This is a genomic window from Pseudomonas sp. FW215-R2, from assembly GCF_058789255.1.
The window spans coordinates 128242-141757 of sequence record NZ_JBYTBO010000016.1; the positions used below are offsets into that span (position 1 = coordinate 128242).

Below are 13516 nucleotides of genomic sequence, written 5' to 3' on the forward strand. Positions count from 1 at the left end.
TTGTCGGCACAAATTATGCCAAGTTATTGAATTTCGGCAGCCGACCATTGGAGAGCAATAGTGATGGAAACCCGCAAGCCAAACCGCCTGCCGTTCCATCGCCTGGCGGTTTTTCCGGTGTTAATGGCTCAATTTGTCATTTTGCTCATTGCCGCTTTGGCGCTCTGGCAATGGCACGGAGTCGTTGCCGGATACTCGGGACTTTGCGGAGGCCTGATAGCCTTGCTGCCCAATGTTTATTTCGCTCACAAGGCATTTCGGTTTTCCGGCGCCCGAGCAGCCCAGTCCATCGTCCGGTCGTTCTACGCCGGCGAGGCAGGCAAACTGATTTTGACGGCAGTGCTGTTTGCACTGGTGTTTGCAGGTGTGAAGCCACTGGCGCCGATTGCAGTATTCGGCGCCTTCGTGCTGACTCAGTCGGTCAGCTGGTTCGCTCCCCTGCTGATGAGAACAAGACTTTCGAGACCTTAGGGCGTTTGAGGCAACCATGGCAGAAACAACCGCTTCGGGCTATATCCAGCACCACTTGCAGAACCTGACCTTTGGTCAGCTACCCAACGGCGGCTGGGGCTTTGCCCACACCGCAGCAGAAGCCAAGGAAATGGGCTTCTGGGCTTTCCACGTCGATACCCTCGGCTGGTCGGTCGCGCTGGGTCTGATTTTCGTTCTTCTTTTCCGCATGGCGGCCAAGAAGGCGACTTCCGGTCAGCCAGGTGCACTGCAGAACTTCGTTGAAGTGCTGGTCGAATTCGTCGATGGCAGCGTGAAAGACAGCTTCCATGGCCGTAGCCCGGTGATTGCACCGCTGGCACTGACCATCTTCGTCTGGGTGTTCCTGATGAACGCCGTAGACCTGGTACCGGTCGACTGGATTCCTCAGCTGGCCATCCTGATTACCGGCGACCACCACATCCCGTTCCGCGCCGTGTCGACTACCGACCCGAACGCGACCCTGGGCATGGCGTTCTCGGTTTTCGCACTGATCATTTTCTATAGCATCAAGGTCAAGGGCCTCGGCGGCTTCATCGGCGAGCTGACCCTGCACCCGTTCGGCAGCAAGAACATCTTCGTTCAGGCGCTGCTGATCCCGGTGAACTTCCTGCTGGAATTCGTGACCCTGATCGCCAAACCGATCTCTCTGGCTCTGCGTCTGTTCGGCAACATGTATGCCGGCGAGCTGGTGTTCATCCTGATCGCTGTGATGTTCGGCAGCGGCCTGCTCTGGCTCAGCGGCCTGGGCGTTGTTCTGCAGTGGGCGTGGGCTGTGTTCCACATCCTGATCATCACCCTGCAGGCGTTCATCTTCATGATGCTGACCATCGTCTACCTGTCGATGGCGCACGAAGAAAACCATTAAGACCAGTCTCGACTAGTCTGATGTCCTTCCCGGTAAAACGGGAAGGGGCTCCTCACGGGGCACCATGAAACGATTTGTTTTACCGCTTTAATCTAAAAAACCTAAACCATACGACGTAAAAGTCGGGAGGAAAGATGGAAACTGTAGTTGGTCTAACCGCTATCGCTGTTGCACTGTTGATCGGCCTGGGCGCACTGGGTACCGCAATTGGTTTCGGCCTGCTGGGCGGCAAGTTCCTGGAAGGCGCAGCGCGTCAGCCAGAAATGGTTCCAATGCTGCAAGTTAAAATGTTCATCGTTGCCGGTCTGCTCGACGCCGTAACCATGATCGGTGTTGGTATCGCTCTGTTCTTCACCTTTGCGAACCCGTTCGTTGGTCAAATCGCTGGCTAATCATTCGGATTTTCCGAGTGATTTGGTGTGATGGACAACGTAACTGCGAGGTGTTGGCGTGAACATTAATGCGACCCTGATTGGCCAGTCCGTTGCGTTCCTGATTTTTGTACTGTTCTGCATGAAGTTCGTATGGCCTCCGGTCATCGCAGCTCTGCACGAACGTCAAAAGAAGATCGCTGATGGTCTGGACGCTGCCAGCCGAGCAGCTCGCGACCTGGAGTTGGCCCAAGAGAAAGCGGGTCAGCAACTGCGCGAAGCGAAAGCTCAGGCAGCTGAAATCATCGAGCAAGCCAAGAAACGCGGTAACCAGATTGTCGAAGAGGCCGTTGAAAAGGCCCGCGTCGACGCTGACCGTGTGAAGGTTCAGGCTCAAGCCGAGATCGAACAGGAACTGAACAGTGTCAAAGACAAGCTGCGCGCCCAAGTGGGCTTGCTGGCTGTCGGCGGCGCCGAGAAGATCCTGGGTGCCACAATCGATCAAAACGCGCACGCAGAGCTGGTTAACCAACTGGCTGCTGAAATCTAAGCGAGGGCGATCATGGCAGAACTGACCACGTTGGCCCGACCTTACGCTAAGGCGGCCTTCGAGCACGCTCAGGCCCACCAGCAACTGGCCAATTGGTCAGCCATGCTCGGCCTGGCTGCAGCGGTGTCGCAAGACGACACCATGCAGCGCGTGCTCAAGGCCCCGCGACTGACGAGCGCAGAAAAGGCCGCCACGTTCATTGACGTGTGCGGCGACAAGTTTGATGCCAAGGCACAGAACTTCATCAATGTCGTTGCCGAAAACGACCGTCTCCCGCTTCTGCCGGAGATTGCTGCTCTGTTCGACCTGTACAAGGCCGAACAAGAGAAATCGGTAGACGTTGAAGTGACCAGTGCTTTTGCATTGAACCAAGAACAGCAAGACAAACTCGCCAAGGTTCTCAGTGCACGACTCAACCGGGAAGTGCGCCTGCAAGTTGCGGAGGATGCTGCCCTTATAGGTGGTGTCGTTATCCGCGCCGGCGACCTGGTTATCGATGGCTCGATTCGCGGCAAAATCGCGAAACTTGCCGAAGCATTGAAATCTTGAGTTTGAAGGGGCAGCAGAGCAATGCAGCAACTCAATCCTTCCGAAATAAGTGAAATTATCAAGGGCCGCATCGACAAGCTCGATGTGACCTCCCAAGCCCGTAACGAAGGCACTGTCGTCAGCGTATCTGACGGCATCGTGCGGATTCACGGTCTGGCCGACGTCATGTACGGCGAGATGATCGAGTTTCCGGGCGGCGTCTACGGTATGGCCCTCAACCTGGAGCAAGACTCCGTAGGTGCCGTTGTATTGGGCTCCTACCAGTCTCTGGCTGAAGGCATGAGCGCCAAGTGCACCGGCCGCATCCTCGAAGTTCCGGTTGGTAAGGAACTGCTGGGTCGCGTTGTCGACGCACTGGGTAACCCTGTTGACGGCAAAGGTCCGCTGAACAACACCTTGACCGACGCGGTCGAGAAAGTTGCTCCAGGCGTGATCTGGCGTAAGTCGGTAGACCAGCCTGTACAGACTGGCTACAAGGCTGTCGATGCCATGATCCCTGTCGGCCGTGGCCAGCGTGAGCTGATCATCGGTGACCGTCAGATCGGTAAGACCGCTCTGGCGATCGACGCGATCATCAACCAGAAAGACAGCGGCATTTTCTGCGTCTACGTTGCAATCGGTCAGAAACAATCGACCATCGCCAACGTGGTTCGCAAGCTGGAAGAAAACGGCGCCCTGGCCAACACGATCATCGTGGCTGCCAGTGCTTCGGAATCTCCTGCACTGCAATTCCTGGCACCGTACTCCGGTTGCACCATGGGTGAATTCTTCCGCGACCGCGGTGAAGACGCGCTGATCGTTTATGACGATCTGTCCAAGCAAGCAGTGGCTTACCGCCAGATTTCCCTGCTGCTGCGCCGTCCACCAGGCCGTGAAGCTTACCCAGGCGACGTGTTCTATCTCCACTCCCGTCTGCTGGAGCGCGCATCCCGCGTTTCGGAAGAATACGTAGAGAAGTTCACCAACGGCGCAGTGACCGGCAAAACCGGTTCCCTGACCGCACTGCCGATCATCGAAACCCAGGCTGGCGACGTTTCCGCGTTCGTTCCGACCAACGTGATTTCCATCACCGACGGTCAGATCTTCCTGGAATCGGCCATGTTCAACTCGGGCATCCGCCCTGCAGTGAACGCCGGTGTTTCGGTATCCCGTGTGGGTGGTGCCGCTCAGACCAAGATCATCAAGAAGCTGTCCGGTGGTATCCGTACCGCTCTGGCTCAGTACCGTGAACTGGCGGCATTCGCCCAGTTCGCTTCTGACCTGGACGAAGCGACCCGTAAGCAACTTGAGCATGGTCAGCGCGTTACCGAGCTGATGAAGCAGAAGCAATACGCACCAATGTCGATCGCTGACATGGCGCTGTCGCTGTATGCCGCTGAGCGTGGGTTCCTGACTGACGTTGAAATCGCCAAGATCGGCAGCTTCGAACAAGCGCTGATTGCTTTCTTCAACCGCGATCACGCCGATTTGATGGCGAAGATCAACGTGAAGGGTGACTTCAATGACGAAATCGACGCTGGCATGAAAGCCGGTATCGAGAAGTTCAAGGCCACCCAAACCTGGTAAGCCGCAGCGGGAGCCGCAAGGCTCCCGCTTGCTAACCTGATAGGTGTTACATGGCAGGCGCAAAAGAGATTCGCAGTAAGATTGCGAGCATCAAAAGCACGCAAAAGATTACCAGCGCCATGGAAAAAGTGGCGGTCAGCAAAATGCGCAAGGCACAAATGCGCATGGCTGCTAGCCGTCCTTATGCGGAGCGTATCCGCCAGGTAATTGGGCATCTGGCCAACGCCAACCCGGAATACCGCCACCCGTTCATGATCGACCGCGCCATCAAGCGCGTTGGTTATGTCGTAGTGAGCAGTGACCGTGGTCTGTGCGGCGGCTTGAACACCAACCTGTTCAAGGCCCTGGTCAAGGACATGGCGGTAAACCGCGAAAACGGCGTCGAGATTGATCTGTGTGTCGTTGGTAGCAAGGGTGCGGCCTTTTTCCGCAACTTCGGCGGTAACGTCGTTGCAGCTATCAGCCACCTGGGTGAAGAGCCGTCGATCAATGATCTGATCGGCAGTGTCAAGGTGATGCTGGATGCTTATCTGGACGGCCGTATTGACCGCCTGTCCGTGGTATCCAACAAGTTCATCAACACCATGACGCAACAGCCTACCGTGGAGCAGTTGATTCCACTGGTGGCAACCCCGGATCAAGAACTCAAGCACCACTGGGACTATCTCTACGAACCGGATGCCAAGGAGCTGCTGGACGGCTTGATGGTCCGTTACGTGGAGTCGCAGGTCTACCAGGCGGTGGTCGAGAACAACGCGGCTGAACAAGCTGCGCGGATGATCGCGATGAAGAACGCTACCGACAACGCCGGTGATTTGATCAGCGATTTGCAGCTGATCTACAACAAGGCGCGTCAGGCTGCGATCACCCAAGAGATCTCGGAAATCGTCGGCGGCGCTGCCGCGGTTTAACGGTTCAAATATTCAGAGGATCCAGCTATGAGTAGCGGACGTATCGTTCAAATCATCGGCGCCGTTATCGACGTGGAATTTCCACGCGACAGCGTACCGAGCATCTACAACGCGCTGACAGTTCAAAGCGCGGCCGCAACCACTCTGGAAGTTCAGCAACAGCTGGGCGACGGCGTGGTTCGCACCATTGCGATGGGTTCCACCGAGGGCTTGAAGCGCGGTCTGGAAGTTACCGATTCTGGCGCAGCCATCTCCGTACCGGTCGGTAAAGCGACCCTGGGCCGGATCATGGACGTCCTCGGTAACCCGATCGACGAAGCTGGCCCGATCGACACCGACGAGCGTTGGGGCATTCACCGTCCAGCGCCTTCGTTCGCTGAACAGGCAGGCGGCAACGACCTGCTGGAAACCGGCATCAAGGTTATCGACCTGGTTTGCCCGTTTGCCAAAGGCGGTAAAGTCGGTCTGTTCGGTGGTGCCGGTGTAGGCAAAACCGTAAACATGATGGAACTGATCCGTAACATCGCCATCGAGCACAGCGGTTATTCCGTGTTCGCCGGTGTGGGTGAGCGTACTCGTGAGGGTAACGACTTCTACCACGAGATGAAGGACTCCAACGTTCTGGACAAAGTGGCACTGGTTTACGGTCAGATGAACGAGCCGCCGGGAAACCGTCTGCGCGTAGCACTGACCGGCCTGACCATGGCCGAGAAGTTCCGTGACGAAGGTAACGACGTTCTGCTGTTCGTCGACAACATCTATCGTTACACCCTGGCCGGTACTGAAGTATCCGCACTGCTGGGCCGTATGCCTTCGGCAGTAGGTTACCAGCCGACCCTGGCTGAAGAGATGGGCGTTCTGCAAGAACGTATCACTTCGACCAAGGAAGGTTCGATCACTTCGATCCAAGCGGTATACGTACCTGCGGACGACTTGACTGACCCGTCGCCAGCGACCACGTTTGCTCACTTGGACGCCACCGTCGTTCTGTCCCGTGACATCGCTTCCCTGGGTATCTACCCAGCGGTAGACCCACTGGACTCGACTTCGCGTCAGCTGGACCCGAACGTGATCGGCAACGATCACTACGAGACCGCTCGTGGTGTTCAGTACGTGCTGCAGCGTTACAAAGAACTGAAGGACATCATCGCGATCCTGGGTATGGACGAGCTGTCGGAAGCCGACAAGCAGTTGGTAAACCGTGCTCGTAAGATCCAGCGTTTCTTGTCGCAGCCGTTCTTCGTGGCTGAAGTCTTCACCGGTGCTTCGGGTAAATACGTTTCCCTGAAAGACACCATTGCTGGCTTCAAAGGCATCCTCAACGGTGACTACGACCACCTGCCAGAACAAGCGTTCTACATGGTTGGCGGCATCGAAGAAGCGATCGAGAAAGCCAAGAAACTGTAATCCCGGCGCCCGGCAACGGGCGCTCATTTAGGTTGAGGCAATCAGATGGCTATGACAGTCCATTGCGATATCGTCAGCGCGGAAGGAGAAATCTTTTCCGGCCTGGTCGAGATGGTGATTGCGCACGGTGCTCTGGGTGATCTTGGTATCGCTCTGGGCCACGCGCCGCTGATCACGAATCTCAAGCCGGGTCCGATCCGCCTGATCAAGCAAGGCGGGGAAGCCGAGGTGTTCTACATCTCCGGTGGTTTCCTCGAGGTTCAGCCGAACATGGTCAAGGTGCTTGCCGATACCGTGCAACGTGCCGCCGACCTGGATGAAGCTCAGGCTCAAGCAGCTCTCAAGGCTGCCGAAGCTGCTCTGCATGAGAAGAGCGCAGATTTCGACTACGGAGCTGCGTCCGCACGTCTGGCCGAGGCTGCAGCTCAGCTGCGCACCGTCCAGCAGATCCGCAAGAAGTTTGGCGGTTAATCCGTCAGCCACTTGTTGTGCGATTGATAAAAAAGGGTAGCCTCGGCTACCCTTTTTTCTTTTCCGACTTTCAAAAACCCGGTCGCAGTTGCTGACCACCCAGGATTGGTAGCCAGTCATGTCTCTTGAAATCGTTATCCTCGCGGCCGGTCAAGGCACCCGTATGCGTTCGGCACTGCCGAAAGTGCTGCACCCGATTGCCGGTGACTCGATGCTCGGCCATGTTATCCACAGTGCCCGTCAACTTGATCCACAGCGCATTCACGTGGTCATCGGCCATGGCGCCGATGTGGTGCGCGAGCGGCTGGCCGCCGATGATCTCAATTTCGTGTTGCAGGACAAGCAGTTGGGCACCGGTCATGCGACTGCCCAGGCTGTGCCGTTCATCACCGCCGACACTGTTCTGATTCTCTACGGTGACGTGCCGCTGATCGAAGTCGAAACCCTGCAGCGTCTGCTCAAGCACGTTGTGCCAGGGCAGATGGGGTTGTTGACCGTCGAACTGGACGACCCGACCGGTTATGGCCGCATCGTGCGCGACGCCAGCGGCAAGGTCGCGGCGATTGTCGAGCACAAGGATGCCAGCGAAGCACAACGTGCGATCACCGAAGGCAATACCGGCATTCTCGCGGTGCCTGCCAGCCATCTGGCTGACTGGATGGGTCGTCTGTCGAACAACAACGCCCAAGGCGAGTATTACCTGACCGACGTAATTGAAATGGCGGTCGGTGATGGCCTGGTGGTTGCGACCGAGCAACCCCATGATCCGATGGAAGTGCAGGGCGCCAACGATCGCAAGCAACTGTCCGAACTGGAGCGCCACTATCAGTTGCGTGCTGGCCGTCGTCTGATGGCTCAGGGTGTGACCCTGCGTGACCCGGCGCGGTTTGACGTGCGTGGTGAAGTGACCGCCGGTCGCGATGTGCTGATCGACGTCAACGTCATTCTCGAAGGCAAGGTGGTCATCGAAGACGACGTGGTGATCGGCCCGAACTGCGTGATCAAGGACAGTACTCTGCGCAAAGGCGTGGTGATCAAGGCCAACAGTCATATCGAAGGTGCAGTGCTCGGTGAAGGCAGCGATGCCGGCCCGTTTGCACGCCTGCGCCCGGGCACCGTGCTGGAGGCTCGCGCCCATGTGGGTAACTTTGTCGAACTGAAAAACGCCCGCATGGGCGAGGGTGCCAAGGCCGGACACCTGACCTATCTGGGCGACGCCGAGATCGGTGCCCGCACCAACATCGGCGCCGGCACCATCACCTGCAACTACGATGGTGCGAACAAGTGGAAAACCGTGTTGGGCGAAGATGTGTTCATCGGCTCCAACAACTCGCTGGTGGCGCCTGTGGATATCTCCGCGGGTGCAACCACCGCAGCCGGTTCGACCATCACCCAGAATGTGGATAACGCCCAGTTGGCCGTCGGCCGTGCGCGGCAGAAGAACATCGATGGCTGGAAGCGGCCGGAGAAGATCAAGAAGAGCTGAGTTATCCACAGCGCTTCAATCTGAAAAATCGCTGCCTACGGGCAGCGATTTTTTTTCATCCTCCGTCTTGACGGTTTTGCTGCGATAGGTTTTGATTGCTTTCATTATCTTTCGAATCGAAACTTAGCGCGCCATGTCGAAACGCAACACACCCCAACGTCGCCACAACATTCTGGCCTTGCTCAATGAGCAGGGCGAAGTCAGTGTCGACGAGCTCGCCAAGCGTTTCGAAACCTCGGAAGTTACGATTCGCAAAGATCTGGCCGCACTGGAAAGCCATGGTCTGCTACTGCGCCGTTACGGCGGAGCGATCACCATGCCTCAGGAACTGGTGGCCGACGTCAGTCAGAACGTTTCCAAATACAAACAGGCGATTGCTCGCGCTGCAGTCACACGTATCCGCGAACACGCCCGCATCATCATCGACAGCGGCAGCACCACGGCCGCGATGATTCCCGAGCTCGGCCAGCAGCCGGGTCTGGTGGTGATGACCAACTCCCTGCACGTCGCCAACGCCTTGAGCGAACTCGAACACGAACCTGTCCTGCTGATGACCGGTGGTACCTGGGATCCCCATTCGGAATCCTTTCAGGGCCAGGTCGCCGAGCAGGTACTACGCTCTTACGACTTCGATCAGTTGTTTATCGGTGCCGATGGCATCGATCTGGTGCGTGGCACCACCACCTTCAATGAACTGCTCGGCCTGAGCCGGGTGATGGCGGAAGTGGCGCGGGAAGTGATCGTGATGGTCGAGGCCGACAAGATCGGCCGCAAGATTCCAAACCTGGAGCTGCCGTGGAGCAGTGTCCATACCCTAATCACCGATGATCGCCTGCCGCAGGAGGCACGGGATCAGATTCAGGCTCGCGGTATCAATTTGATTTGCGCGACGGTCAGTCAGGAGAAATAAGCATGTGTGGAATTGTCGGCGCGGTAGCTGAACGTAACATCACCGCCATCCTGGTCGAGGGCCTCAAGCGCCTCGAATACCGGGGTTATGACAGTGCCGGTGTGGCGGTGTACACCAATGACGGCACGCTGGAACGCACCCGTCGTGTCGGCAAGGTCAGCGAACTGGACGCAGCCCTGGCTGAACATCCGCTGATTGGCCGTCTCGGTATCGCCCACACCCGCTGGGCAACCCATGGCGCGCCGAGCGAGCGCAATGCCCACCCACATTTCTCCGGTAACGTCGCGGTGGTGCACAACGGCATCATCGAAAATCATGAAGCGCTGCGTGAGCAACTCAAGGCGCAGGGTTACGTGTTCTCTTCCGACACCGATACCGAAGTCATCGCCCACCTGCTGACTGAAAAACTCAAGGCGCTGCCGGACCTGTCCGACGCCCTGAAGGCAACGGTCAAGGAACTGCATGGCGCCTACGGTCTGGCGGTCATCCACGCGCTGCAACCGGATCGCCTGGTCGCGGCTCGCAGCGGCAGCCCGCTGGTGATCGGCCTGGGTCTGGGCGAGAACTTCCTCGCTTCCGACCAACTGGCCCTGCGTCAGGTCACCGACCGTTTCATGTACCTGGAAGAGGGCGATATCGCCGAAATCCAGCGTGACAAGGTGCAGATCTGGGACGTGACCGGCAAAGCCGTCGAGCGCCAGACCGTGCAGTACACCGACGGTGCCGAAGCCGCCGACAAAGGCGAGTTCCGCCACTACATGCTCAAGGAAATCCACGAGCAGCCATCCGTGGTGCAACGCACGCTGGAAGGTCGATTGAGCTCGGATCAGGTGCTGGTGCAGGCGTTCGGCCCGCAGGCCGCCGAACTGTTCGCCAAGGTGCGCAATGTGCAGATCGTGGCGTGCGGCACCAGTTATCACGCCGGTATGGTTGCCCGTTACTGGCTCGAAGAGCTGGCGGGGATTCCGTGTCAGGTCGAAGTTGCCAGTGAGTTCCGCTACCGCAAGGTGGTGGTGCAGCCGGATACACTGTTCGTCACCATCTCCCAGTCCGGCGAAACCGCCGACACCCTGGCCGCCCTGCGCAACGCCAAGGAGCTGGGTTTCCTCGGCAGCCTGGCGATCTGCAACGTCGGCATCAGTTCGCTGGTGCGCGAATCCGACCTGACCCTGCTGACCCAGGCCGGTCGCGAAATCGGCGTGGCCTCGACCAAGGCGTTCACCACGCAACTGGTCGGCCTGCTGCTGCTGACCCTGTCCCTGGGCCAGGTCCGCGGCACTCTGGAAAAAGGCGTTGAAGCCCGACTGGTCGAAGAATTGCGTCGCCTGCCAACTCGCTTGGGCGAAGCGCTGGCCATGGACAGCACCGTGGAAAAAATCGCCGAACTGTTCGCCGACAAGAACCACACCCTGTTCCTCGGTCGTGGTGCGCAATACCCGGTAGCGATGGAAGGGGCGCTGAAGCTCAAGGAAATCTCTTACATCCATGCCGAAGCCTATCCGGCCGGCGAACTGAAGCATGGCCCGCTGGCACTTGTGGATAACGACATGCCGGTGGTCACCGTGGCGCCGAACAACGAACTGCTCGAGAAGCTCAAGTCCAACCTGCAGGAAGTCCGTGCACGTGGCGGCGAACTGATCGTGTTCGCTGACGAAAAGGCCGGGATGACCAACGGCGAAGGCACTCACGTGGTGCAGATGCCGCACATCCACGACATCCTGTCGCCGATCCTCTACACCATCCCGTTGCAACTGCTGTCGTACTACGTCGCTGTGCTCAAAGGCACCGACGTGGATCAGCCGCGCAACCTGGCGAAGTCGGTGACGGTGGAATAAGTTATCCACAAGGGTAACCCGTAATAAACGGTCACAGCCTGGAGGCCCATTGGGGCCTCCAGGTTGTGGCATGTTCCCCACTTTTTGTTACCGAACACCCCAGCAAGGCGCAACGCCACGCTTCTGTAACAGTCCCCTGCCGCTCAAAACACTCCCTGTAAAAAAACTGAAATACGCCGCAACCCTTGATTTTGGCGCTCTCCAGCCATGTCTGCGGTTCTTGTTGAATAGCTTCTCAACAAGTTGGCCGTTCAATTGCATATGCTTGTATGTACAAGTAAAGACGTATGCATACGAGTTGAAAGAAACCGAGCATCACGTCCACTGATTCGCTTGTCGCGCCAAGGGGCGCACAAGCCGCTTGCCCATCGCCAGGGTTGGTTTGAATTGATCGCTGAGGAGTCTTTTTCGTGACTGACAACAACCGCACCAAATTCCGTGACGTTGAAATCCGCGCCGCCCGCGGCAACAAGCTGACCGCCAAGAGCTGGCTGACCGAAGCGCCGCTGCGCATGTTGATGAACAACCTTGACCCGGAAGTGGCCGAGAACCCGAAAGAACTGGTGGTTTACGGTGGCATCGGCCGCGCTGCGCGCAACTGGGAGTGCTACGACAAGATCGTCGAAAGCCTGACCAACCTGAACGACGACGAAACCCTGCTGGTGCAGTCCGGCAAACCGGTCGGCGTGTTCAAGACCCACAGCAATGCGCCGCGCGTACTGATCGCCAACTCCAACCTGGTGCCGCACTGGGCGACCTGGGAACACTTCAACGAACTCGACGCCAAAGGCCTGGCCATGTACGGCCAGATGACCGCCGGCAGCTGGATCTACATCGGCAGCCAGGGCATCGTCCAGGGCACCTACGAAACCTTCGTCGAAGCCGGTCGCCAGCATTACAACTCCAACCTCAAGGGCCGCTGGGTCCTGACCGCCGGCCTCGGCGGTATGGGCGGCGCTCAGCCACTGGCCGCGACCCTGGCCGGTGCCTGCTCGCTGAACATTGAATGCCAGCAGGTGAGCATCGATTTCCGCCTGAAAAGCCGCTACGTCGACGAGCAAGCCAAAGACCTCGACGACGCCCTGGCGCGCATCACCAAGTACACCAAAGAAGGCAAGGCGATCTCCATCGCGCTGCTGGGCAACGCTGCGGAAATCCTCCCGGAACTGGTTCGTCGCGGCGTGCGCCCGGACATGGTCACCGACCAGACCAGCGCCCACGATCCATTGAACGGTTACCTGCCGGCCGGCTGGACCTGGGACGAATACCGCGCCCGCGCCAAGACCGAACCGGCCGCTGTAATCAAAGCCGCCAAGCAATCGATGGCCGTCCACGTCAAAGCGATGCTGGACTTCCAGAAGCAAGGCATCCCGACCTTCGACTACGGCAACAACATCCGTCAAATGGCCCAGGAAGAGGGCGTGGAAAACGCCTTCGACTTCCCGGGCTTCGTCCCGGCCTACATCCGTCCGCTGTTCTGCCGTGGCATCGGCCCGTTCCGCTGGGCGGCGCTGTCGGGTGATCCACAGGACATCTACAAGACCGACGCCAAGGTCAAGGAACTGATCCCGGACGACGCGCACCTGCACAACTGGCTGGACATGGCCCGCGAGCGCATCAGCTTCCAGGGTCTGCCGGCACGCATCTGCTGGGTGGGTCTGGGCCAGCGCGCCAAGCTCGGCCTGGCGTTCAACGAAATGGTCCGTCGTGGCGAGCTGTCGGCACCGATCGTGATCGGTCGCGACCACCTCGACTCCGGCTCGGTCTCCAGCCCGAACCGTGAAACCGAATCGATGCAGGATGGTTCCGATGCCGTCTCCGACTGGCCACTGCTCAACGCGCTGCTGAACACCGCGAGCGGCGCAACCTGGGTGTCGCTGCACCACGGTGGCGGCGTCGGCATGGGCTTCTCGCAGCACTCGGGCATGGTGATTGTCTGCGACGGTACAGACGAAGCGGCCGAGCGTATCGCTCGTGTGCTGCACAACGACCCGGGCACCGGTGTGATGCGCCACGCCGATGCCGGTTACCAGATCGCCATCGACTGCGCCAAGGAGCAGGGCTTGAACCTGCCAATGATTACTTCGGTTAAAGGAGCCTGAA

Annotated in this window: 13 protein-coding genes; all 13 read left to right on the forward strand. The window is 58.4% G+C overall.

Translation table 11 applies throughout. The features are described from left to right. Nucleotides 1–63: 63 nt before the first annotated feature. Nucleotides 64–471 (forward strand): F0F1 ATP synthase subunit I, encoded by a 408-nt coding sequence (locus tag AC3WRD_RS21490; RefSeq protein ID WP_003229783.1) that lies wholly within the window; start codon nucleotides 64–66, stop codon nucleotides 469–471. A gap of 16 nt (nucleotides 472–487) precedes the next feature. Next, nucleotides 488–1357, forward strand: a complete 870-nt coding sequence (gene atpB, locus AC3WRD_RS21495; protein WP_034152183.1) for a F0F1 ATP synthase subunit A — start codon at nucleotides 488–490, stop codon at nucleotides 1355–1357. A 134-nt stretch (nucleotides 1358–1491) separates the two neighbouring features. Next, nucleotides 1492–1749 carry a F0F1 ATP synthase subunit C gene (atpE, locus tag AC3WRD_RS21500; RefSeq protein ID WP_003097235.1) on the forward strand — a complete coding sequence of 86 codons (258 nt, stop codon included), beginning with the start codon at nucleotides 1492–1494 and terminating at the stop codon, nucleotides 1747–1749. A gap of 58 nt (nucleotides 1750–1807) precedes the next feature. Next, a complete protein-coding gene (locus tag AC3WRD_RS21505; RefSeq protein ID WP_007954149.1) occupies nucleotides 1808–2278 on the forward strand; it encodes a F0F1 ATP synthase subunit B in 471 nt (156 codons plus the stop codon). A gap of 12 nt (nucleotides 2279–2290) precedes the next feature. Next, on the forward strand, nucleotides 2291–2827 hold the full coding sequence (locus tag AC3WRD_RS21510) for a F0F1 ATP synthase subunit delta (protein ID WP_007911956.1): 537 nt from the start codon (nucleotides 2291–2293) through the stop codon (nucleotides 2825–2827). A gap of 21 nt (nucleotides 2828–2848) precedes the next feature. After that, nucleotides 2849–4393 (forward strand): F0F1 ATP synthase subunit alpha, encoded by a 1545-nt coding sequence (gene atpA, locus AC3WRD_RS21515; protein ID WP_096822378.1) that lies wholly within the window; start codon nucleotides 2849–2851, stop codon nucleotides 4391–4393. Nucleotides 4394–4443: 50 nt separating this feature from the next. Further along, nucleotides 4444–5304, forward strand: a complete 861-nt coding sequence (gene atpG, locus AC3WRD_RS21520; RefSeq protein ID WP_092297368.1) for a F0F1 ATP synthase subunit gamma — start codon at nucleotides 4444–4446, stop codon at nucleotides 5302–5304. A 27-nt stretch (nucleotides 5305–5331) separates the two neighbouring features. Further along, on the forward strand, nucleotides 5332–6711 hold the full coding sequence (gene atpD, locus AC3WRD_RS21525) for a F0F1 ATP synthase subunit beta (RefSeq protein ID WP_096822377.1): 1380 nt from the start codon (nucleotides 5332–5334) through the stop codon (nucleotides 6709–6711). A 45-nt stretch (nucleotides 6712–6756) separates the two neighbouring features. After that, entirely contained in the window at nucleotides 6757–7182 is a 426-nt protein-coding gene (locus tag AC3WRD_RS21530) for a F0F1 ATP synthase subunit epsilon (protein ID WP_007954164.1), read from the forward strand. A gap of 118 nt (nucleotides 7183–7300) precedes the next feature. Then, entirely contained in the window at nucleotides 7301–8668 is a 1368-nt protein-coding gene (glmU, locus tag AC3WRD_RS21535) for a bifunctional UDP-N-acetylglucosamine diphosphorylase/glucosamine-1-phosphate N-acetyltransferase GlmU (protein WP_096822376.1), read from the forward strand. A 133-nt stretch (nucleotides 8669–8801) separates the two neighbouring features. Then, nucleotides 8802–9578, forward strand: a complete 777-nt coding sequence (locus tag AC3WRD_RS21540) for a DeoR/GlpR family DNA-binding transcription regulator (RefSeq protein ID WP_085713102.1) — start codon at nucleotides 8802–8804, stop codon at nucleotides 9576–9578. A gap of 2 nt (nucleotides 9579–9580) precedes the next feature. Continuing rightward, nucleotides 9581–11413, forward strand: a complete 1833-nt coding sequence (glmS, locus tag AC3WRD_RS21545) for a glutamine--fructose-6-phosphate transaminase (isomerizing) (protein WP_096822374.1) — start codon at nucleotides 9581–9583, stop codon at nucleotides 11411–11413. Nucleotides 11414–11823: 410 nt separating this feature from the next. Continuing rightward, the gene (hutU, locus tag AC3WRD_RS21550) at nucleotides 11824–13515 is read left to right on the forward strand and encodes a urocanate hydratase (RefSeq protein ID WP_492574052.1); all 1692 of its coding nucleotides are present in this window, start codon (nucleotides 11824–11826) and stop codon (nucleotides 13513–13515) included. The last annotated feature ends 1 nt before the right edge of the window (nucleotide 13516 follow it).

Excerpts from the sequence above, each read along its gene's own strand:
- AC3WRD_RS21490 (WP_003229783.1), top strand. The coding sequence starts at position 64 with ATGGAAACCCGCAAGCCAAACCGCCTGCCGTTCCATCGCCTGGCGGTT.
- atpB (WP_034152183.1), top strand. The coding sequence starts at position 488 with ATGGCAGAAACAACCGCTTCGGGCTATATCCAGCACCACTTGCAGAAC.
- atpE (WP_003097235.1), top strand. The coding sequence starts at position 1,492 with ATGGAAACTGTAGTTGGTCTAACCGCTATCGCTGTTGCACTGTTGATC.
- AC3WRD_RS21510 (WP_007911956.1), top strand. The coding sequence starts at position 2,291 with ATGGCAGAACTGACCACGTTGGCCCGACCTTACGCTAAGGCGGCCTTC.
- atpA (WP_096822378.1), top strand. The coding sequence starts at position 2,849 with ATGCAGCAACTCAATCCTTCCGAAATAAGTGAAATTATCAAGGGCCGC.
- atpG (WP_092297368.1), top strand. The coding sequence starts at position 4,444 with ATGGCAGGCGCAAAAGAGATTCGCAGTAAGATTGCGAGCATCAAAAGC.
- atpD (WP_096822377.1), top strand. The coding sequence starts at position 5,332 with ATGAGTAGCGGACGTATCGTTCAAATCATCGGCGCCGTTATCGACGTG.
- AC3WRD_RS21530 (WP_007954164.1), top strand. The coding sequence starts at position 6,757 with ATGGCTATGACAGTCCATTGCGATATCGTCAGCGCGGAAGGAGAAATC.
- glmU (WP_096822376.1), top strand. The coding sequence starts at position 7,301 with ATGTCTCTTGAAATCGTTATCCTCGCGGCCGGTCAAGGCACCCGTATG.
- AC3WRD_RS21540 (WP_085713102.1), top strand. The coding sequence starts at position 8,802 with ATGTCGAAACGCAACACACCCCAACGTCGCCACAACATTCTGGCCTTG.
- glmS (WP_096822374.1), top strand. The coding sequence starts at position 9,581 with ATGTGTGGAATTGTCGGCGCGGTAGCTGAACGTAACATCACCGCCATC.